The organism is Clostridium algifaecis (assembly GCF_017874415.1).
GTDB classification, from domain to species: Bacteria; Bacillota; Clostridia; order Clostridiales; family Clostridiaceae; genus Clostridium_B; species Clostridium_B algifaecis.
On record NZ_JAGGLM010000021.1, the window covers coordinates 1 to 23431 of the forward strand.

The following is a 23431-nucleotide window of genomic DNA, read 5'->3' on the forward strand; positions in this document are numbered from 1 at the left end:
GGCAAAGATGTCGGTGATTTAAGGCTTCCACTTACTACAATGGAGGACAAAAATTTAGAAATATTAAAAAAGCAGTTAATAAGCTATGGAATTTTAAAATAATTCAACAGATGAGTTTATAAAAATGGAGTGATTAAAAATGAAAACATTTTTGAAATCATATAGATTTTCTATAATATTATTAAGTTCCATAATATTAGGCGCAATTATAGGAGTAGTTTATGGTTCTAAAGCTGTAGTGCTGAAGCCATTTGGAGATTTATTCTTAAATTTAATGTTTATGATAATAACTCCTTTAGTATTTTTTAGTGTTACTTCGGCTATAGCTAACATGAAGGGTATGAAGAGGCTTGGAAAAATAATGGCAAGTACATTTTTAGTATTTTTATGTACGGCCATTGCAGCTTGTATAATTGGATTCATAGGTGCTTTGATAGTTAATCCGGCGAAAGGTTTAAATTATTCAGACCTCAGGAAAATAGTTTCCTCTGGAAGTGATACTGCAAAGCGGATCAAGCAGATGGGGGTTTTAGAGCAACTTGTAAACACAGCAACTGTTTCAGATTTTGTATCACTATTTTCTAAGAACAATATGCTGCAGCTGATTGTATTTTCTGTACTTTTTGGCATTTCAACAGCTTTGCTTGGAGAGAAGGCAGCACCTGTTGCAAAATTTCTTGAGGCAGCATCAAATGTAATGATGAAAATGGTTAAAATAGTTATGTATTATGCACCTATAGGACTGGCCTGCTATTTTGCAGCAGTAATAGGGACACTGGGGCCGCAGATACTTCAAGGATATTTAAGGGTATTTATACTATATTTAGTTTTATCTATAATTTACTATTTTGGATTTTTTTCTTTTTATGCTTTTTTAGCTGGAGGAAAATGTGAAATGAAGACATTCTGGAAAAACGCTGTATTTCCTACTGTTACAGCACTTGCAACCTGTTCAAGTGCAGCTAGTATACCGGCCAATCTTGAATGTACAAAAAGAATTGGAGTTCAAGATGATATAGCAGAAACTGTAATTCCACTTGGAGCCAATATCCATAAAGATGGTTCTGCTATAGGAGGAGTTATGAAAGTCACCTTTTTATTTACACTATTCGGAAAAGATATGACCAGTATTTCATCTATAATTTCTATAATTTTTGTGTCATTTTTAGTTGGAGCTGTAATGGCTGCTATACCAAGTGGTGGAATGATAGGAGAAATGCTTATACTTAGTGTATATGGTTTTCCAACAGAACTGCTCCCTATAATTGTAGTTATAAGTGTAATTATAGATGCACCAGCAACCGTTCTTAATTCTACCGGAAATGTAGTTTGCAGTATGGTTATATCCAGACTTGTAGATGGAAACAATTGGAATACATTTAAAACTAAAAAAATAAGTTAAAAAGCTTAGTCCGTGAAATTATTAAAATGATTTCACGAGAAAACTTATAAAAGTTGAGAGTTAACAATTATTGGCTAATAATCGTTAACTCTTAATTATTAATTATTAACTGTACTAATTCTCACCTAGGTTTGTATATGAAATCTTTTTATCATTGTCACAGTATATTTTCATATCTGATTTGTCTATCTTTGTATTTAGTTGAACAGGATGACCCCACAAGTCGTAAACATATTTTAATGTAGCTTCCATATAAATGGAGTCTAGTTCACGTCCTTCAAAGATATGCTTTAAAATAAGTGTATTGTCATTTTTGGAAACTTCACTTATCACAATATTTGGTATCATACCCATGCCGCAGTTTTTACACAGAGTGTTCCTGATTTCAAGCCATCCTGTATCATCTGATATATTCTGAACTACATATTCATTTTTTTCTTTTCCATATTGAAATAAATTTAATTCATAGCATAAATCCTCTGTAAGGTATCTTCTAATGAAAGATTCATCACGTTCCAGCAGCCTGACTTCAAATATTTTGTTGAGTCCATATTTTTTTTCTAAGTCTTCGAATATTTTAAAACCAAGATGATATGGATTGATTGAACCGATATATGGAGTAATAACATCATTATGCCTCTTAATAAATTCAAGATAAAGGGAATCTGGAAGATTTAATTTATGCAGAATTTTATAATGCCAGTAGCTGGCCCAACCCTCATTCATAATTTTTGTTTCAATCTGTGGTATGAAATAGGCAGTTTCTCTTCTAACTATATTTAAAACATTTTTCTGCCATTCGTTGAGTTCACCTTCATTCATAATAAATTGTAAAATATCATCTTTCCATTCCTTTTCTAATTTATTTTCATCTTTAGAGTGTTTCATTCCTATTGTTCTATTTGTTTGAAGTCTTATTGCATGGGCTGCATTTAAAAATTTTTCTACTTCGTCATATCCAATGCTTGGGTCATTTACATAACCTCTTATTATATCTGCATCATTTTTAAACATTTCAATAGTATATGATGCTCTTGTTCCTTCTTTGAATAGTCTGTTGTTTTTAAAAAAATCATTATGCCCATACACATGTGCCATAGTTAGAATCTGGAGCAGCAGAGTGTTGTCCTTCATTAAATAAGCAAGGCATGGATTTGAGTTTATTACCATTTCATATGGAAGCCCTGTAAGATTGTATTTGTAAAGCGATTTTGTTCTTTCGTAGGATTTTCCGAAACTCCAGTGAGGATATCTTGAAGGCATACCAACGTAAGCTTCATAAGCAATCATATCAGTATAACTTACAATCTCAAACTCCTGTGGATAAAAATCAAGGCCAAGTTCTTTTGCCATAGGTTCTATAATACTGCACCATTTTTCTAAATCCTTAGATGTGTATTCCAAAAAATCACCCCACTTCAAATTCCTTTTTTAATATTTTTTTAAGTGACTTCCACAAATCTTGTTTTTCGTTGATGGTGACAGCAGCAAAATTATTGCTTTTTATTCCTCTTTCAAAATTATCTTTTATATTACTGCCATAAGGGCTTGGTATAATTTCAGCATAACTGAAAAGATTACAGATTTTACACAGCTCTTTCCCTGCCTTTAAAGCTAATTCATTATCTTCACTCCAGTTGTCACCATCACTTACATAGAAAGTATAAACATTCCAATAAGCAGGATTATAATTTTCTTCAATTACCTCTAAAGCTTTATTTAGCCCGCTTGATATATAAGTTCCACCAGATTCAACCTTATGAAAAAATTCTCCCTCCGTAACTATTTTGGCGGTAGTAGAATGGGCAATAAATTTTACTTCTACATTGTTGTATTTCATTCTTACAAATTCATATAGAATGAAGAAAAAAGATCTTGCCAGAAATTTTTTAGTACTATCCATAGATCCTGATGTATCCATTACGCAGATAACAGCAGCATTCAGTTCACGTTTTGGCCTTTTCTTTATTCTGAAATATCTTAAATCGTCCTCTCTGAATGGAAATCTTGTTTCTATGTCCATATCATCAATTTTATCTTTAAGAGATAAATCTTCACTGGCTTCTTTTAGATTTTTTCTGGCAGTTTGTTGCCTTTTCAGCTTTTCTATAACAGTTCTCTTTTTGGCAAGTCTTGGATTTATGCCATTTTTTTGATAACCTACTTTTTTCAAAGAATTTTTAGATAGAATTTCTGAATATCTTTTTTTGTCCATAAGAGGAAGTTCAAGGTCTTCAAGCAGATAAGTAACTACATCCTCTATTGTAATTTCAGTTTCATACATATCTTCGCCTTCCTGGTTTCCTGCACCCTTGCCACCTTTACCTCTGCCTCTTTGGAGAGCTTTTCCAAGCTTATCTCCTTTTTTTTGTGAACCATCTCCACTGCCAACTCCAGAGGAGTTATTACCATATATGAAACGATATTCTTTAATTCCTTTTATAGGAATTTTAACTTTTTTATCTTTGCTTTGACCTATAATGCTTTCCTCGGATATTATATCTGCTAAATTATCTTTGATTGATTTCTGTACTAGTTGTCTATGACGCCTTCTATCCTCTAAAGATCTATCATGATGTTCACCTGCGTCAAATTCTCTAAAAATGGCCATAGTATCAATCCTTCCATAAATTATTGGCAGCATATTTTAATATGACATCGCAGCAATAATCACAATATCCATTGGATTTCATTTCTTCAACCATGGAATTATATTTTTCATTTTGTTCTTTGCCACGTACTTTTGATTTGGTTATAATTCTGGATAATTCTTTTACAGAAGTAGTGAGCTTTTTCTCAATAGCTTCTTTAAGTGGTTCATAGGATGTATAATCTATTTTTCCACCATTTCTTATAACATAGAACATATATGAAGTAACATCAGTTCTAAAACCTTTGGCAGAGCTTTCAGAAATACCAATGTGCTCCTCAATTGACCTCATGAAGGTTTCATCAGGTTCGAGTTCTTCTCCTGTGGAACGATCCTTAATTTTATTTCTGTTTACATAAGCTTCAGCATGATCGAGATAATTGTCAAAAAGACTTTCTGCCTGTTCTTTAAAACTGTGTATAAATGCTCTTGTTACCTCTTTCTCAAGTACCTTATTATATTCCTTCCTGATAGTATCTTTTAAGAAAGTCAGATATCTTTTTTTATCATCATCAGCTATATCAAGTTCTTTGACAGCTTTTGTCAAGCTATCCATCACACTTAATGGATTTATGCAATTGTGTTCAGAGTTTGAAAGAGCATTGTCTAAAGCCTTGACAATGAATCTGGTAGAAATTCCAGTCATACCTTCTCTTATCCCGGCTTCTTCCTTAAGCTCTGAATAATCTATTTTTTTGGTAGTTCCTTTTTCAACTATATCTTCTCCATTATAAATTTTTAATTTTGTCATAGGATCAACTTTATTGGAAGGTGAAAGTCTTGATAAAATTGCAAACATTGCTGCAGTTTCAATAGTATGTGGTGCTATATGGGCATCAAATCTGCTTTTCCCCAGGATTTTTTTATATATTTTTACTTCTTCATTTAATTCCATGCAATAAGGAACTTCAATTTTTACTATTCTATCGAGTATTGCTTCATTAGTATGATCTGATTTGAATTTATTCCATTCTGATTCATTGGAATGTGCTAAAATTATTCCGTCAAAATAAATCATAGATCCTTTGCCTGGTGAAGGTATAGATTTTTCCTGGGTCGCTGTAATAATTGTGTGGAGATATTCCACATCGTTTTTAAAGACTTCTATGAATTCTACCATTCCTCTATTGCCAACATTGAAAGCACCATTTAGGGAAAATATTCGGGGATCATCTTCTGGATACATATCCATTTTTGATATATCAATTGAACCTGTAAGCACAGATGTATCCTGATTGTTAGGATCTACAGGTGGGACTACTCCAATTCCTTTTCTTGAACGAATTGAAAAATCAGTAGTAGTTACAGGAAAATTTTCATATTCACCACCATAGTCATGTTTTAACCTATATTTGCAAACAGGGCAAAGATCGCCTTCAATTTCAATGCCTAGGGATTTTTCAAAATTACGTCTCAGGTGTTTTGGTATAAGATGAAGTGGTTCTTCTCTCATAGGGCATCCTTTAAGTGTGTAAATTGGTTCTGAGGTTTCAAGAGCTTTTTTAATTGATTCAACTAGAGAAGATTTACCAGCTCCTACAGGGCCTACAAGATAAAGAACCTGCCTTGATTCTTCTCCTTTCATTGCTGCAGAGTGAAAATAATTAACCAATTTCATTAGAACTTTATCAATTCCAAAAAAATCATCCTTAAAGAAATTGTATTTTTTAATTGGTTCATTGCCGTATAGTTTTTTGATTTTTGGATTTTCTTCTGGTTTTAATACTTCGTAACCTTTATTTATTATGATATCATACATTCTTTTATGGGCTAATTTCAATATATCAGGATTGTTTTTTATAATTTGTAAATAGTCTAGAAATGTTCCTTGAAAGTCTTGCTTTTTGCGTATTTCTCGATCTCTTTGAATTATTTCTTTAAAATCCATATTTATTACCTCCGGCTTATATAATACATATTACATATTTACTCGAGATTGTTATGAAATATGTATAAATAATGCAATTATATTTATTTTGAATCGACTATTTTATATTTTGAATTTTATATTATAATAGTGTTATTGTAGTTATTAGTATTCTTTTAAAAAAATTTTTAAGTAGTATTTGGAGTTGATAATAATGATACAACTTATTGGTATAAAAGGTGAATGCAGTATAGAAATAAGACAAAAATTTTCAATTGTATCATCACAATTGCAGGAAAAGCTAAAAAAACTTAACAAAATTATAGGGAGTGTAGTTATTTTAAGTACATGTAACAGAACTGAAATATATGTTGATTCAGAACTTCAGGATAATGAACTGATAAATATTATATTTGATGTACTGGAATGGGATAAAAATTTAAGTCCATATATTTTTTATGTAAAGAATATAAATTCTATTAAACATTTAATGGAGGTAAGTTGTGGATTTCATTCTAAAATTTTAGGTGAAGATCAAATTTTAGGACAAATTAAAGATGCCTATGGGATTGCATTGAAGTTAAGAACCGTGAAAGGAGCACTTCACAGGTTATTTGAGAATGCAATAGCCTGCGGAAAGGAATTTAAAAATAACTGTGAAATATATAAGATACCGGTCTCTTCTCCATCCATAACTGTACGGGAAGCTTTAAATAGAGGAGCTAAGAGATATATGGTTATTGGATTTGGAGAAATAGGAAAACTTATATTTAAATATTTAAGACCTACAAAACCATCTATTATATATGTTGCAGTTAGAAATTTAAATAAAATAGATGATGTATATAAAAATCAGAGTGGGGTTAAGTTCATAAATTTTAATGACAGGCAAAATTATTACAATGATTTAGATTGTATTATCAGTTGTACCTCTGCAGCTTATACTATAATAAGTAAGAAAGATATTCCTTTAAAGAAACTTTTAATATTTGATCTGGCAATTCCAAGAGATGTTGATAGAGATGTTTCCGATGTCAATGGAGTTGAAGTTTATGATATTGATGATATAAGCAGCATTGATGAAGAAAATAAAATAAAGAGAAAAGAGAAGATGGAGAAATACAGGTATATAATTCAGAAATATATGAAAGAATTTTTAAAGTGGCAGAGATTTAATGAACTTTCTCCTGAAATACAAAAAATAAAAAGGTATGGCAATAAAATATGTGAAAAAAGGATAGACACATTTAAAAACAAGAAATATACTAAGGACAATGAACAACTTGCTAGTATAATGATACAGAGTACAGCAAAAGTTTATATAAGCAGGGCTATAAAGTTATTAAAAGAGGAAAAAATAAATGGAAGAGAAAATGAATGTATAAGATTCATAAATTCTATATTTTGTGACGAAGTAAATGAAAATTAGGAGGATTTGTTAAATGAAAAATGATGATATATTTGAAGAATCAAAGAAATATATGCCAGGAGGAGTAAATAGTCCTGTAAGGGCTTTTAAAGATGTATCTTTAAATCCTCCAATTATAAAAAAAGGACAAGGAACTTATATTTATGATGAGGAAGGTAATAAATACATAGATTTCGTATGTTCTTGGGGGCCTATGATTTTAGGACATTGTGATGAAGATGTAGTGAATGCTATAAAACACACAAGTGAGAATTCCATATCTTTTGGAGCAACTACTAAAATAGAATTTGAACTGGCTAAATACATATGCAAAACTGTAGATAATGTTGACATGATTAGAATGGTAAATTCAGGAACTGAGGCTACTATGAGTGCTATAAAACTTGCAAGAGGTTATACTGGAAAAAACAAGATAATAAAATTTGCAGGCGGTTATCATGGTCATTTTGATGGATTCCTTGTAGATGCAGGTTCGGGGTTAATGACTGAAGGAATACCTGGAAGTGCAGGAGTACCTGAGGACAGCATAAAAAATACTTTAATAGCAGAATATAATAATATCTCAAGCGTAGAAAATATTTTTAAGAAATATAATGATATTGCAGCGGTCATAGTGGAGCCGGTAGCAGGAAATATGGGTGTGATTCCTGGTGATAAAAGCTTTCTTATGGGACTTAGAGAACTTTGTGACAAATATGGAACTTTGCTTATTTTCGATGAAGTAATGAGTGGTTTTAGAGTTGCGTATAAAGGTGCCCAGAGTATTTATGGCATAAAACCGGATCTTACTACATTTGCAAAGATAATGGGAGGAGGACTTCCTTGTGGTGCATATGGTGGAAGGCGTGAGATTATGGAAAAACTTTCTCCAATGGGACCTGTATATCAAGCTGGTACTATGTCTGGAAATCCTATTGTAATGGCAGCAGGACTTGCCACATTAAAGAAACTACATGACAATCCAGAATATTATGTGCATTTAGAAAAACTTGGAAGTAAGCTTCAAAATGGAATAGAAACTATAGCTAAAAAGAAGGATATACCTGTTGTATTTAACAGATGCGGTGCTATGTTTACTTTATTTTTCAATAAAAATAAAGAAGTTAAAAATTACGAAGATGCAAAAAAATGTGATACAGCTTTATTTGCAAGATATTTTGAGCATATGATAAAAAGCGGAATATATATAGCTCCATCCCAATTTGAAGCTGTATTTTTAAATGTTAAACAGACTGATGAGGATATAGATAAGTTCATACAAGCTTTTAATAGTTTTGAAATATAGGAGATTTTAGATTGGAAAATGTAAAAGACTTACCGTTTAGAATAGATATAGCACAAATTAAACTTTTAAGTAAGTGGGAGCATGATAAGTTCATAATAATGTTTGTCATAAGTGGTGAGGTTAGGGTCAGTACAAATGGACATCTATGGAAACTGAAGTCAAATGATATCATTGTATTGAATGTAGATGACATATATGAAATTGAAAGCAATGTGCAAAATATAGTTATACTTCTTCATGTACCATTAGAGACAGTTGAAAGTATTTCCTATGAATTTAGTAATGTTGAATTTAATTTGAATACTGCAGATACTTCAATTAACAATGAAGAAGATGTAAAAGATCTTAGAAAAATGCTTATAAAAATGATACAGATATATAATGATGAGAAAAATGTATATGTGTTTGAATTGTACAGCTTATTCTATAAATTCCTGAATCATCTTCTAATCTATTTTTACTCTATAGACAGTCAAATTTTAGATGTGCCTAAAAATGAAAAAAAATTAGAAAAAATTTTGGAGTTTATAAATAAGAATTATAAATTTCAGCTAACCTTACAAAAAGTTGCAGATAGCCAATATTTATCTAAATTTTATATATCTCATCTTTTTAAAGACAAACTTGGGATTGGCTTTAGCAAGTATTTAAATGACGTTAGAATGAAACACGGATTAAAAGAATTACTTAATACTGATTTGCCAATTATTAAGATAGCTTATAATAATGGATTTACAAATATTAAATCTTTTAATAGATTGTTTAAAGAGAAGTATAATATTACCCCAAGTCAGTACCGCAGAGAAAATAAAATAAATTTTAATAAAAATTTAGGACAAAAAGAATTAAAAATACTTGATTTCAAAAATAGAGAATTTATTCAAATAATAAATAAATATATAATGGAGAATGAATTCTCAAATGAACTGAAAAGTAATAGCGGAAAAAATGTTGTTATATATGCTGAATCTGAGAAAAATAAAATTAATACCTTATATAATATAATAAATGTAGGAAAGTTAAAAGAATTATTAAGCTATGAAGTACGTGATTTACTTTTAAAAAGTTGTGAGGAGACTGGAATAGATTATATTTATTGCAAAGTAATATTTGATGATGGATTTAAAATGGAGCCTGTTTTTTCTATAGATAACCATTATAATCAAAAATTGATTTTAGAATTTTTATATGAAAATAAATTTAAGCCTTTATTTAAAATAGATTTCATATCCGCTGTAAATTGTATTAAAGGGGAGAAGGATTTTTTAAAGATTGTTTGTGAGAAAATAATAGCATTTTTTAAAAAATGTCGGAATGACTTTGAAAATTCATGGCTCAATACATGGAATGTTGAGGTAAGCGGGCTTTCTAAATGTGAATTTAGTCAATTAAATATTTATAACGAATTTTATAATAGAATATTTTATGATATAAAAAGTATATTGCCAGGTATAAAAATAGGTGCCAGCACTATTACTAAAAATTCCATTTGTTATAGTGAGAAACTAGATATATTTATAAACTTCACTAAAAATAAAAAGTGTGTACCGGAATTTTATACTTTTGAGGCTGATGTAAGTGAACTCTTAAATGGAGATAGACTTAATTCTAATGATGGAATAACTAAAATAAAAAATTATCAGAAGGAAATTATATTACTTATAAAATCAGTAATGAATAAAAATAATATAAAAATGAAAAATTTATTTATGACTGAATGGAATACGTTAGTTGGAAAAGGAACTACTCTTTCTGGAACTTTTTTTAGAGCTGCGTTAATGGTAGATGTTTTGAAAAACTTAGAAAATGATATAATAGGTGCTGGTTACTGGTTAAGTATTTATATTTATGAGAAGAACACCGGGAAAGTTGATAATAGTATACTGAGTTTATTTTTTTATAAATCTGTGTGTAGACCTATATTTTTTGTATTAAAATTTTTAAGGCGGCTTGGAAATAATGTTATAGCACGGGGAGATAACTACATTTTTACTCAAATTGATAACTCATATCAATTGATGTTGTTTAATCCATGTTATATAGATCCATATTATTCTGTATTTTCATCATTTACCGAAGTTAAAACTATTGACATGAGAGTTCTGCTTAAAAATTTAAAAGAAGGATCTTATATTATTAAAAAATTTACTCTTGATAATGATAATGGAAGCTTTTATCATAAGTGGATAAACTCATCAGCCATAGATACTAATGACCCCGAATTTTGGAATTATATGTCCAGAACCGTTTATCCTACTCTTAAGATTACTGAATCAATTATAAAGAGTTCCTATGAATTAAATAGCCAATTGCTATTTAATGGATTGCAATTCTATGAATTAAAGCTTGTTTTAAAATAAATAATTTTTAGTACAAAATCACAATAATGTTATTAATATAACTTACTGTGATTTTTTTATATTTACAAACAATAAATATACGCAATATTATTGCTTGTAAATTTATTGTATTTTTAATAATAACAATTAATGACTATAATATAGCATATTAATACCATCATAATTTGTCGTATTTTGCTATAATTATAATTAAATTTAGTGCAAAATTATAATTGCATAAAATTAATAGGCCAAAAATGAAAAATTAATTTAGAAAGGAAGAATATTAAGTGGATATCGAACAGGTCAAAAAATTGGTATGTGAAGTAATTGATAAAAATTCAGAAAAAATAATAGAATTTTCAAAATCTATAGAAAAAAATCCGGAGCTTGGTTTTAAAGAGAAAAAGACAGCAAGAAAAGTAGCTGATATTTTTGATGACATAGGACTTAAATATAAAGAAGGTATTGCCATAACCGGTGTAAAAGCAAAACTTAAAGATAAAAATGATGGAATAAATGTGGCTATACTTGGAGAACTAGATGCAGTTATATGCAGGGGAAACAAGAATACAGATAGTGAAACAGGGGCAGCACATACCTGCGGTCATCATCTTCAATTAGGAGCATTAATTGGAGCTGCAATAGGTTTGAAACTTTCAGGAATTTCAGATGAGCTCCATGGAAATGTAACTTTTATGGCAGTCCCTGCAGAGGAATGCATTGAGGTTTCCTATAGACAAAAGCTTAGGGAACAGGGAAAGCTTCATTTTATGGGAGGAAAGCAAGAGCTTATATATAGAGGCGAATTTGATGATATAGATATAGCAATGATGATGCATTCCTTAAAAGACAGTCCTAAGCCAACTGCTGCAATAGGGTTAACTAGTAATGGATTTATAGCAAAAACTATAAATTATGTTGGAAAAATAGCTCATGCAGCTGAAGCTCCAGAAGAAGGCATAAATGCACTTAATGCAGCAATGCTTGGAATAGCAGGAGTAAATGCACTTAGAGAAACCTTTAAAGATGATGATTATGTTAGATTTCATCCTATAATTACTAAAGGCGGAGAAGTAGTAAATTGTGTTCCAGATGATGTAAGACTTGAAAGCTATGTTAGGGCTAAAACTGTAGATGCTATGATAAAGGCAAATAAAAAAGTTGACAGGGCACTTAAAGCTGGTGGAGATGCAGTAGGAGCAAAGACAATTATTAAAAATATACCAGGGTATTTACCTCTTAAATGCTCTAAGGAGCTTAATAGTGTTTTTAAAGAAAATTGCAAAAAGCTTCTTCCAGAAGAGAGTATTTTAGATGCAGGACATTTTTTTGCATCCACTGATATGGGAGACGTATCACAGTTAATACCAAGCATACATCCGTATATTGGAGGAGTAAGTGGTCTTTTACATGCAAAAGACTTTAACGTAGAGGATTATAATGCAGCTTGTGTACTTCCAGCAAAATTACTTGCTATGACTATTATAGATTTACTTAGCGACAATGCAAAAAAAGGTAAAAGCATAATTAAAAATTTTAAACCAATTTTTACTAAACAACAATATTTAAAGTTAATGAATGAATTCAATAACTGATTATTGTAATAATTTATCTAATTGAAGGAGGAAAATGATGCTAAAAAAATATGGCAAAATTTGTTTAATGGCTCTTGTACTGGTTGTAATAGCTGAATTAATTGGCGAAAGGAAGATTAAAGTTGGACCGGGGTATCTTGTGTTTCTTCCAATGCTATTTGCATTAATTATTGGTGGAACTTTAAGTTTACCTAAATTAAAATTAATTTCTGATAAGGAAATGAAACTATCAAATACTATAATGAGTACTGCTGTAATAATATTTGTTGCAAAGATAGGTGCAACTATGGGACCTTCCATTGTTATGCTTGCAAAATCAGGGTGGGCACTTTGCTTTCAAGAACTAGGACATTTTTTAGGAACAGTAATTTTGGGATTGCCAATTGCATTATTACTTGGATTAAAACGTGAAGCTGTAGGTGCAACTTTTTCAATAGATCGTGAGCCTAATATTGCTATTATTTCAGAAAGATATGGTATGGATTCTCCTGAAGGTCGTGGAGTTATGGGAATCTATATATGTGGAACTTTATTTGGTGCAATTTATATTGGTCTTCTTGCAGGGTACCTTGGATCATTAAAAATATTTAATCCATTGGCTTTAGCTATGGGATCAGGTGTTGGTTCTGGAAGTATGATGGCTGCTGCATCAGGAGCTATAGCGGCTGTATTCCCGGAAAAAGCTAAAGAAATAGCTAGTTTCGCGGCAGCATCTAATTTGATAACTACCATAATTGGTATATACTTCACGCTATTTGTTTCGCTTCCAGTTGCAAACAAATTATATGCATGGTTAGAACCTAAAATTGGAGGAAAGAAGGAGGAAAAAAGTATATGAAGAAAATAGTTCAAGAGATTGCAATTCTATTATGGGTTGGAGTAGTTGCATTAATAGGTAATACTATAAATCATAAGGTTCCTATAAAAATTGGAATTATAGGTATGCTGATACTTGTAGCTATTACTCTTGCTGGTATAATAATTGAGAAAATTGTTCCTTTAAAACTTCCAATGGTATTTTGGATATCTGTAATAGCTGTTTTAGTAACGAGTCCACTTAATCCATATGGTGCTTTTTTAGACAAACAATATTTAAGTAAAATAGATATGCTTGCACTTACCACTCCTGTACTAGCTTTTGCTGGTTTGTCATTGGGAAAAGATTTGAAGCTGTTTAAGAAGCTGAGTTGGAAGATAGTAATTGTAGCTCTTACTGTCTATACAGGAACCTTTTTATTTGCAAGTGTAATTGCAGAGGTTGTTTTAAGAATTACAGGTAGAATTTAGTATATTTATAAATTTTTATATAGATATGTTGTGCATAGATGATTTCGATTATCTATGCACATTTTATGTACAAATAAATATGTTGAAAAATGTAATTAATGCATTTGTAAATTAGTAATAAAACAGCTGATAAATTTATAAAAATGATATTTTATAATGCATATTATTTTAAAATAGAAATTAATAAATCTTTATTCATTAAATAATTAATATAAAATAATAAATTATTAAATTCATAAAAATGTTTTTTTGTAGATAAAATGCTTTTATTTATAAAAAAATGTTATATAATATTAACATATGTCTATTATTGAAGGCAAATAATTTAATAATCATATAAAAAGACAAATATATTTAATATTTTTATAAGTATTACTGAATATATAAAAATTAATTATATTTTGTTGTGAATTATTATATTATCCGTACAAAAAATGATTGCATGAAAATTGCAATTTTTGTTATGATTAATTTCAAAGCAGGGGGAATTTTATGAACATTTTCAAGAAGAAATCGCTTGATCAATTGAAAGACAGTATTGAAAAAACAGGTTTAAAGAAAAATCTCAAGGCTAGGGACATAGCTGCACTTGGTATTGGGGCCGTTGTTGGAGTTGGAATTTTTGTAGCAACAGGAGAAGGAGCACATGCGGCAGGTCCTGGAATTATAGTTTCGTTTATACTATGTGGTATAGTAGCCGCTCTATGTGGTTTATGTTATTGTGAACTTGCAACTATGTTTCCTGTAGCAGGGAGTACATATTCATATTCTTATATTGCCTTTGGAGAATTTGTGGCAATGATCATAGGATGGTGTTTGACAGCTGAATATTCGGTTGCAGTTAGTGCAGTTGCATCTGGATGGTCTGGAACCTTCAGAGGTATACTCCAGAATGCAGGAATCACACTTCCACATGCTATTTGTGCATCACCCAGCAAAGGTGGAATAATAGATTTGCCAGCTGTCATTATAATACTAATTTTAGCGGGTCTTTTATATTATGGAATGCACGAAAGTGCAAGAGTAAATGATGTAATTGTTGTTATAAAGATATTTGTAATACTGCTATTTGTTTTTCTTGGAGTATCACATATAAAAGTATCTAATTATACACCATTTATGCCTTTTGGATGGAAGGGAGTTTTTACAGGAGCGAGTACAGTATTTTTCTCATATATAGGATTTGATTCCATTTCCACTGCAGCTGAAGAAGCAGAAAATCCAGGAAAAGATGTGTCAAGGGGAATTATAATGTGCCTTATAGCAGTTAGTGTACTTTATGTGTCTGTGGCTGTTGTACTTACTGGAATGGTTCCATTTAGAGAAATAGTCTCAGAAAATGCTGTACCTGCCGCACTTTCAAGAGTTGGAATAAATTGGGGCTCAGCACTTGTAGGTGTTGGGGCAATTCTAGGAATGATTTCTACAATGATTGCCATGCTTTATGGACAAATTAGAATATTTATGGTTATGTCACGAGATGGACTACTTCCTAAAGCTTTTTCAAAAATTCATAAGGTACATAAAACTCCATATGTCTCTACTATAATAACAGCTATAATAGCTTCGGTAATAGCAGGACTTCTGCCGCTGGATATTATTGTAGAATTTTTGAGTATAGGTACATTGCTAAGTTTCATGGTTGTTTCACTAGGTGTTATATATCTTAGAAAAACCATGCCGAATTTTGATAGGAAGTTTAAATGTCCTGGAGTACCATTTACTCCTATAATAACTGTGTTATGCTGCTTAGTACTTTTAGTATCAATGCGTGCAATAACATGGATAGGATTTTGTGTATGGCTTGCTATAGGAATAATATTTTATTTTGTTTATGGAAGAACTCACAGCGTTATCCAAAATGAAAAATTAGATGAAGATTCTCATAGTGCATAAAGGGGAGAAAACTTATGAATATTTTCAAAAAGAAATCGATTGAACAGTTAATGAAAAGTGTAGAAAGAACAGATTTAAAAAAGAATCTAAGAGCAAGGGATATAGCAGCTTTAGGAATAGGTGCTGTAGTCGGAGTTGGAATTTTTGTAGCAACTGGAGAGGGTGCCCATGCAGCAGGCCCTGGAATTATACTTTCTTTTGTATTAGCAGGAATAGTAGCATGCCTCTGTGGTTTATGTTACTGTGAGCTTGTAACTATGTTTCCTGTATCAGGAAGCACCTATTCATATTCTTATATTGCCTTTGGGGAATTTGTGGCAATGATTATTGGGTGGTGTTTAACTGCTGAATATTCAGTTGCAGCTAGTGCTATTGCATCTGGATGGTCTGGAACGCTTAGAGGTATACTGCAGAATGCAGGAATTACGCTGCCACATGCTATTACTACATCACCTAGTAAAGGTGGAATAATAGATTTACCAGCTGTTCTTGTGATATTAATTTTAACTGCGCTTCTATGCTATGGAATGAGTGAAAGTGCAAGAGTAAATGATATCATTGTTGGCGTAAAGATATTTATAATACTTTTATTTATTGTACTTGGAGTATCACATATAAAAATTTCTAATTACACACCGTTTATGCCTTTTGGATGGAAGGGAGTTTTTACAGGAGCAAGTACAGTATTCTTTTCATTTTTAGGTTTTGATGCAATTGCTACATCAGCAGAGGAAGCTGTAAATCCTAAAAAAGATGTATCAAGAGGAATTATAATGTGTCTTATAGTTGTTTGTCTACTCTATGTTTCGGTAGCAGTAGTACTTACTGGAATTGTCCCTTATAATGAAATAGTTTCAGATAATGCTGTTCCAGCATCGCTTGCAAGGATTGGTATTAACTGGGGTTCTGCAATTGTGGGTGTTGGAGCAATTCTAGGAATGATTTCTAGCATGATTGCCGTTTTATATGGACAAATCAGAGTATTTATGGCTATGTCGCGAGATGGATTACTTCCAAAGATATTTTCAAAAATTCATAAGACTCATAAAACTCCATATATAGCTACTGTAACAGCTGGCATAATAGCAGCTTCTATAGCTGGATTTTTACCACTTGATATTATTGTAGAGTTTGTTAGTATAGGTACACTGTTAAGTTTTATGGTTGTATCTTTTGGAGTTATATACCTTAGAAAAGCTATGCCAGAGATAGAAAGAAAATTTAAATGCCCTTGGGTACCATTTACTCCGATAATAACCATATTGTGCTGTCTGGCTCTTTTGGTATCAATGCGTGAAATAACATGGATAGGATTCTGTGTATGGCTTGCTATAGGTATGCTGATTTATTTTACTTATGGAAGAACTCATAGTGTTGTTCAAAATGAAAATTTAGATAGAGGTTCGCATAGTGCATAGTTAGTTTTTAAAGGGATGGTGTCATCCCTTTTATTAATATAAAGTAAATAAAAAATAAGTGTTGCAAAATAGAAATAAAATGCAGATTGGCAACAGAATAGATATTTATTATATTTTATAAAATAACTAGTGAAGTAGTGGCTTTTATATAAAAATGATTGTTGCATTAATGCAGCATATATAGTAAAAAATTATGCATATTATGATTTTATGGGCTTATAAAACAGTGGTATGATAATTGCTTTTCATATATATAAATAAACTTTTAGGAGGAAATGCTATGAAGAATTTAGATAAATTCAATAAAATAATTTGTGATAATTTAAATATAAAAAATATAAATGATATTACTGATGATATGGGTCCAGATGAAATAAAAGATTGGGATTCATTGGCTCATGTAGAACTTGTCGCTGCTCTTGAAGATGAATTTGGAATAAATCTTGATGTGGTAGATATATCTAAAATGTACACTATAGGAGATGTGAAAAAAATATTAGGAAAATACGGCATAGAAATATGACATTTACAGATTATATATTTAAAGAATCTAAAAAGTTAGAAAAAACAGCTGTAATAGGCAGGGAGGAAGTAAGTTATATTGAAATATATGAAAGAATAAATTTTATAACCATGCTATTGCAGAAAAAGAATTATTCGAAAGAAGATAGTGTACTTATAATATCAGATAATTCTACTTTTTTTATTGAAACATATTTTGGAATTATTAAGAATGGAAGTATATGTGTGCCGCTCAATCCAGCAATAAATGTAAACGATATAAAATACATTATATCAATTTTGAATATAAAAATGATATTCTGCCAGAAAAAGCATATAAACAAAATAAAAGGTTTAATTGATAATAGTATAGAGGTTTATAATGAGGACAGTGTAAAACGATCAGATGTAGAAGCACAGTTAAATAAATCTATTGACATAAAAGGAGATACAGCATTAATCATGTTTACATCTGGTTCTACATCTAAGCCTAAAGGAGTAATGCTGACTCATTATAATTTAATGTACAATACAGACTCCATAATAAAATATTTGAAGTTAACACAAAAAGACAGAATAGAAGTTGTACTTCCTTTTTATTATTGCTATGGGACATCCCTTTTAAATACACATTTTAAGGTTGGAGGAAGCATAGTTATAAATAACAAATTCATGTTTCCACAAACTGTAATAGAGGATATTAATAAATACAATTGTACAGGCTTTGCAGGAGTTCCCAGTACTTATCAGATACTGCTCAGGATGACAAATCTTAAAGAATCGCAATTGCCATCTTTAAGATATGTAACTCAGGCAGGCGGAAGACTTCCAGAAGTTTTTATAACTGAACTCTGCAGTGCTCTTAAAGATATAGATATATATATTATGTATGGACAAACTGAGGCTACTGCAAGATTATCTTACCTTCCGCCTGAAAATATCAAGAATAAATTAGGTTCTATAGGAAAAGGCATTCCTGGAACAGAACTTGTGATAGTAAATAAAGAAGGAAAGCCAGTTAAAGTAGGTCAAGTTGGAGAAGTGGTTGCCAAAGGTGGAAATATAATGAAAGGTTATTTTAATGACAGCCAAGAAACTAAAAAAGTACTTAAAAATGGTATGCTTTATACTGGAGATTTAGCAGTGAAAGATGAAGAAGGATATATATATATAGTTTCTAGAGAAAAAAATATAATAAAAAGTGGCGGAAATAGGATAAGCCCAAAAGAAATAGAAAATGTAATATCTGAAATAAAAGAAGTGGTAGAGTGTGCAGTTATCGGTGTAGAAGATGATATTTTGGGCGAGGCTGTAAAAGCTTTTGTAGTTTTAAAGGAGAATAATTCAAATATAAATTCTAAATATATATTTAGGTATTGTATGGATAGACTGCCTAGATATAAGGTACCTAAATACGTAAAGTTTTTAAAATCTCTTCCAAAGAATTCATCGGGAAAAGTATTATTTAAAGAATTAAAGAATATATAATAATAAAATGAAACAGGTGATGTATATGGAAATAAAACATTTAATAGATGATATAGTATTAAATGACCAGTTTCGAGTATTTCAAAATGAAAAGGAAAAAGCTCTACTTGAAATTATTAAAATCCAATTAGAAAAAAATTTAGTTAATGAAAATATAAATTCTATGTACAAAAAGTTTGATATAGACATATCAAATATTTCAAATTTAGTTGACGTTCCTTTTATACCTGTAAATATGTTTAAAAAATTTGAACTTTTAACCTGTAAAAAAGATAATATAACAAGAGTATTGAATTCTAGTGCTACAACTACTGGAATACCAAGTAAAATTTATTTGGATAGAACCACATCAATACATCAATCACAAGCTTTAATAGCTACATTAACAAGTTTTTTGGGAAGAAACAGAAGACCACTTTTGATTTTAGATACGGAAAGTGTTAATAAAAACAAGGGCAATTTAAGTGCAAGAGGAGCAGCTATTAGGGGAGTAAGTAATTTTGCAAGCAGCATAACTTATATAATGGATGAGAAAAATGGAAGCCTGGAAATAAATAAATTGAAACTTAAGGAATTTGAAAAAAAGAACAAAGATAAAGAAATATTGGTATATGGTTTTACGTATATAATATGGAGTAAATTCATTAGAGCTTTGGAAAAAGATAATATTAAGTTGTCACTACCTAATATGAAACTGCTTCACAGCGGTGGATGGAAAAAGCTTGTATCAGAAAAAGTTGAAAAAGAAGAATTTAATAGAAGATGCGCACGTGTTTTTGGAACTAAAAAAGAAAATATTATGGATTTTTACGGAATGGTAGAACAAGTAGGTGTTGTTTTTGTAGATTGTGAATGTGGCTATAAACATGTGCCTGATTTTGCAGATATTATAATAAGAGATTTTAATACCATGGAAGAAGTAAATCCTGGAGAGACCGGGATGATTGAAGTTATGAGTATTTTAGGTTCAAGCTATCCAGCACAGGCTATATTAACAGAGGATGTAGGAGAATTAGTAGGAATAGATGATTGTAAATGCGGAAGACGTGGCAAATATTTTAAATTTAAATCTAGAGTAGAAAAATCTGAAATTAGAGGATGTGGAGATACTTTTGCAGAAAGGGAGAATTTCACATGATAACTTGCCATTCATTAAATGGGAATATATATGATAATGGAATAAATTTTAAAGATTTCAAAGATATAATTGGCACTTTAAAATCAAATTGGAAAATATTAAATTTGATACCTGTTCAAGCTATTATTCTAATATTTGATGAATACAGCAGGAGGCTTAGCAGAGACAAACAGCTTCTTAAAATAGAAGGAGTGCCTTATCTTTCATTTTATTTTAAAAAGTCAAATTTAGAAAAATTGATAAACATTAGTTTAAAGGATAAAAAGTATTTAAACGAATTTGTATATGAAGAAGATGGAAAGCTTATAAAAGCGCAGGGAAGAGGAATCGCCTGTCATTGGATAGCCGGGAATATAGATACTTTGGCATTTTATTCTGTCTTTCAAGCCATTATAGCTAAAAATTCTAATTTAGTAAGGGTACCTAAAAAAAATATTCAAATAGTAGCAAGACTATTAAAATGTCTGGACAATATAGAAGTAAATTATGAAAATAAAATCTATTATTCAAAAGATATATTGAAGAATATTTGTTTGATTTACTTTGATAGTACAGACGAATTATTAAATAAAGAAATGTCATTTGCAGCTGATGCAAGGATTGTATGGGGAGGAGAAGAAGCTGTAAATTATATTGTAAAGCTCCCTAAAAAAACTACATGTAAAGATGTGATTTTTGGTCCTAAGTATTCTTTTGCAGTATTTGACAAAGATATTATAGAAGGGGACGAATGCCAGAAATATATAGAAAAATTTGTTATGGACATAATTACTTTTAACCAGAAGGCTTGTTCTTCACCTCAGGTATTATTTGTTGAAAAAAGCAGCATACCACTTGAAAAAACTGTAAAAATGATAGGCGAAGCTTTTAAAAAAATAGAAAAAAGATATAAAAATGTTGTAGATGAAGCTACTGTTGCAAGGATTATAAATGAGAGAGGAATATATAGTCTTAGTTTAGATAAACAAATTTATTGCAGTAAAGGATTGAATTATACTATTTTAATTAATAATGATATAGTACTAGAAGAACCCGTAGGAGGCAGATGTATTTTTGTTAAAGAAGTAAATAGTATATTTGATGTAGAAAATTTAATTAATAGAAGGATACAAACTTTGGGTTTTGCTATTAAAGATAAATCAAAAATGTTAAAGTTTGCAGATATGGTTACAACTCTTGGGGTGGACAGAGTTGTAAGTGTAGGAATCATGAATATCTATGATTCACCGTGGGACGGTTGCTTTATTGTAAATGAACTTGTGAGATGGTGCAGTATAAATATTTAACTGAATTGCAGAGGAGATATAAAAATATATTTCTTCTGCAATTTTTTTATGTTAAAAAAATATGCTATAATTTTATTGATACATATTGAAAATAATATATTGTATATTTGATTTAAAGGGGGTTGTATAGTGGAAAATAAAAAAATATCGGAATCTTTAAAATTAAGTGATGAATATACAAAAGGATTACAGATAGAAACGAGTCGTTTATATGATATTATAGAATGTTCTTATGATGGCATATATATAACTGATGGTGAAGCCAATACTATATTCCTTAATAAATCTTATGAAAAAATTACTGGAATGAAACGAAAAGAAATGATTGGAAAGAATATGAAATGCCTTGAAAAAAACGGATTTATTTCTAAATCAGCTACACTTATGGTTTTAAAAAGCAGGGAAAGTGTTACAATTGAACAAAAATTCAAAACAGGAAAAAAAGTAGTTGTTTCCGGCAGCCCAATTTTTGATGATAAGGGCAATATAACCATGGTAGTTACAAATGTGCGTGATGTTACGGAATTGTACGAATTGAAGGAACAGCTGGAAAAGAATAGAGAACTTACTGAAAAATATTATTCACAGGTAGAGGCTATGAGAAAACAGCTCTTGAATTTTTCCGATATAGTAGTCAAAGATGAAAGAATGCTTAATATATTAGAAATGGTAAGAAAGGTAGCAAAGCTGGATACAACAGTACTTTTGCTTGGAGAAACTGGTGTTGGAAAAGAAAGAATAGCTAAATATGTACATAAAAATAGCAAAAGAAGCAAAAAGAGTTTTATAAAAATAGACTGTGGAGCAATACCTTATAATCTTATAGAATCAGAATTGTTTGGATATGAAAAGGGAGCATTTACAGGTGCAAATAAAGAAGGAAAAATTGGTCTTTTTGAATTAGCTGATGGAGGTACGATTTTTTTAGATGAAGTTGGAGAACTACCTTTAGATATGCAGGTGAAATTACTAAGAGTGCTCCAGGAAGGAGAAATTAAGAAGGTAGGAGGAAATACTACCATTAAAGTTGATGTTAGAGTAATTGCAGCTACTAACAGAAATTTAAAAGAAATGATAAAAAACAAGACATTCAGGGAAGATCTGTATTACCGCTTGAATGTAGTGCCTATCAGAATTCTACCACTTAGGGAGAGAACGGGAGATATAGAACCTCTTATAGATCATTTTTTGAGTATGTTTAACAAAAAATATGACTTTAATAAGTCTATAACGCGTGGAGCTATAGATTCTTTAAAAGCATATTCATGGCCGGGAAATGTCAGAGAATTAAAAAACATAATAGAGAGAGCTATAATTATGAGCCCGGGAGATAAAATACTCAGAAGTGATATACCTATTAATGAAGTATGGAATAATAGATCTCAATTTAAAATAGTTGATAAAAAAGTAAATATGAAAGAAGAAGTTGAAAAATTGGAAGAAAGGTTAATAGAAAATGCATTCGCAAAGTATGGTAATGTACGAGATGCTGCTGCTGAACTTGGTATAAATGCGTCCACTTTAGTTAGAAAAAGAAAAAGGTATAGAAATAAAAATATGTTGCAAAAATAAAATATGTTGCAATTATGAAACTGATAATTAAAATTTGGAATTAGATTGGTATTACCAGTTTCAACAGTGATGAAAACGATTTACATTACAAAAATGCAACATATTGATAATTATATAAATAAAAATTCAAGTGTGTTTTAAAAAATATACATTGTATTTACGTTGTAAATGCAGGTATATTTTTTATTTAACTTAAAATAAGTACAAGTTGGCATCAATATTGCTACATATGTAAGTAAGAAGATAAAAAAATTATATTTTTGAAAGGAATGATT

The 23431-nt window shown here is 30.3% G+C and carries 17 protein-coding genes; 14 read left to right on the top strand and 3 right to left on the bottom strand.

Annotation, left to right across the window (positions count from 1 at the left end; genetic code table 11):
* Nucleotides 1-139 precede the first annotated feature (139 nt).
* On the top strand, nt 140-1402 hold the full coding sequence (locus J2Z42_RS11965; RefSeq protein ID WP_209703010.1) for a dicarboxylate/amino acid:cation symporter: 1263 nt from the start codon (nt 140-142) through the stop codon (nt 1400-1402).
* Nucleotides 1403-1516: 114 nt separating this feature from the next.
* Here the strand turns inward: J2Z42_RS11965 and J2Z42_RS11970 are convergent, their stop codons facing one another.
* The 3 genes from J2Z42_RS11970 to J2Z42_RS11980 are packed head-to-tail and all read right to left on the bottom strand — an operon-like array spanning nt 1517 to nt 5940.
* Complete coding sequence (locus tag J2Z42_RS11970) at nt 1517-2806, bottom strand: SpoVR family protein (protein WP_209703011.1); 1290 nt, start codon at nt 2804-2806, stop codon at nt 1517-1519.
* 4 nt (nt 2807-2810) lie between these two features.
* Nucleotides 2811-4013, bottom strand: a complete 1203-nt coding sequence (gene yhbH / locus J2Z42_RS11975; RefSeq protein WP_209703012.1) for a sporulation protein YhbH — start codon at nt 4011-4013, stop codon at nt 2811-2813.
* A 4-nt stretch (nt 4014-4017) separates the two neighbouring features.
* Nucleotides 4018-5940, bottom strand: a complete 1923-nt coding sequence (locus tag J2Z42_RS11980) for a PrkA family serine protein kinase (protein ID WP_209703013.1) — start codon at nt 5938-5940, stop codon at nt 4018-4020.
* Nucleotides 5941-6133: 193 nt separating this feature from the next.
* Here J2Z42_RS11980 and hemA point away from each other — a divergent pair, with 193 nt between their 5' ends.
* From hemA to J2Z42_RS12045, 13 genes are all read left to right on the top strand, one after another.
* Complete coding sequence (gene hemA / locus J2Z42_RS11985) at nt 6134-7348, top strand: glutamyl-tRNA reductase (RefSeq protein WP_209703014.1); 1215 nt, start codon at nt 6134-6136, stop codon at nt 7346-7348.
* A 13-nt stretch (nt 7349-7361) separates the two neighbouring features.
* Complete coding sequence (gene hemL / locus J2Z42_RS11990; protein ID WP_209703015.1) at nt 7362-8633, top strand: glutamate-1-semialdehyde 2,1-aminomutase; 1272 nt, start codon at nt 7362-7364, stop codon at nt 8631-8633.
* An 11-nt stretch (nt 8634-8644) separates the two neighbouring features.
* Entirely contained in the window at nt 8645-10993 is a 2349-nt protein-coding gene (locus J2Z42_RS11995) for a helix-turn-helix domain-containing protein (protein ID WP_209703016.1), read from the top strand.
* Nucleotides 10994-11262: 269 nt separating this feature from the next.
* Nucleotides 11263-12570: an amidohydrolase gene (locus tag J2Z42_RS12000; protein ID WP_209703017.1), complete on the top strand. Its 1308-nt coding sequence runs from the start codon at nt 11263-11265 to the stop codon at nt 12568-12570.
* 37 nt (nt 12571-12607) lie between these two features.
* Nucleotides 12608-13408 carry a DUF3100 domain-containing protein gene (locus J2Z42_RS12005; RefSeq protein WP_209703018.1) on the top strand — a complete coding sequence of 267 codons (801 nt, stop codon included), beginning with the start codon at nt 12608-12610 and terminating at the stop codon, nt 13406-13408.
* Nucleotides 13405-13857: a hypothetical protein gene (locus J2Z42_RS12010; protein ID WP_209703019.1), complete on the top strand. Its 453-nt coding sequence runs from the start codon at nt 13405-13407 to the stop codon at nt 13855-13857. The genes J2Z42_RS12005 and J2Z42_RS12010 overlap by 4 nt, the downstream gene beginning before the upstream one ends.
* Before the next feature lie 492 nt (nt 13858-14349).
* The gene (locus J2Z42_RS12015) at nt 14350-15753 is read left to right on the top strand and encodes an amino acid permease (protein WP_209703020.1); all 1404 of its coding nucleotides are present in this window, start codon (nt 14350-14352) and stop codon (nt 15751-15753) included.
* 14 nt (nt 15754-15767) lie between these two features.
* Nucleotides 15768-17171 (top strand): amino acid permease, encoded by a 1404-nt coding sequence (locus J2Z42_RS12020; RefSeq protein WP_209703021.1) that lies wholly within the window; start codon nt 15768-15770, stop codon nt 17169-17171.
* A gap of 280 nt (nt 17172-17451) precedes the next feature.
* The gene (locus J2Z42_RS12025; RefSeq protein ID WP_209703022.1) at nt 17452-17694 is read left to right on the top strand and encodes an acyl carrier protein; all 243 of its coding nucleotides are present in this window, start codon (nt 17452-17454) and stop codon (nt 17692-17694) included.
* The gene (locus J2Z42_RS12030) at nt 17691-19160 is read left to right on the top strand and encodes an AMP-binding protein (RefSeq protein WP_209703023.1); all 1470 of its coding nucleotides are present in this window, start codon (nt 17691-17693) and stop codon (nt 19158-19160) included. Before J2Z42_RS12025 ends, J2Z42_RS12030 begins: the two co-directional genes overlap by 4 nt.
* Nucleotides 19161-19185: 25 nt before the next feature.
* Nucleotides 19186-20298 carry a LuxE/PaaK family acyltransferase gene (locus tag J2Z42_RS12035; RefSeq protein WP_209703024.1) on the top strand — a complete coding sequence of 371 codons (1113 nt, stop codon included), beginning with the start codon at nt 19186-19188 and terminating at the stop codon, nt 20296-20298.
* Nucleotides 20295-21584, top strand: a complete 1290-nt coding sequence (locus tag J2Z42_RS12040) for an acyl-CoA reductase (protein WP_209703025.1) — start codon at nt 20295-20297, stop codon at nt 21582-21584. The genes J2Z42_RS12035 and J2Z42_RS12040 overlap by 4 nt, the downstream gene beginning before the upstream one ends.
* Before the next feature lie 192 nt (nt 21585-21776).
* Nucleotides 21777-23156, top strand: coding sequence for a sigma-54 interaction domain-containing protein (locus J2Z42_RS12045; RefSeq protein ID WP_439897331.1), 1380 nt, complete (start codon nt 21777-21779; stop codon nt 23154-23156).
* The last annotated feature ends 275 nt before the right edge of the window (nt 23157-23431 follow it).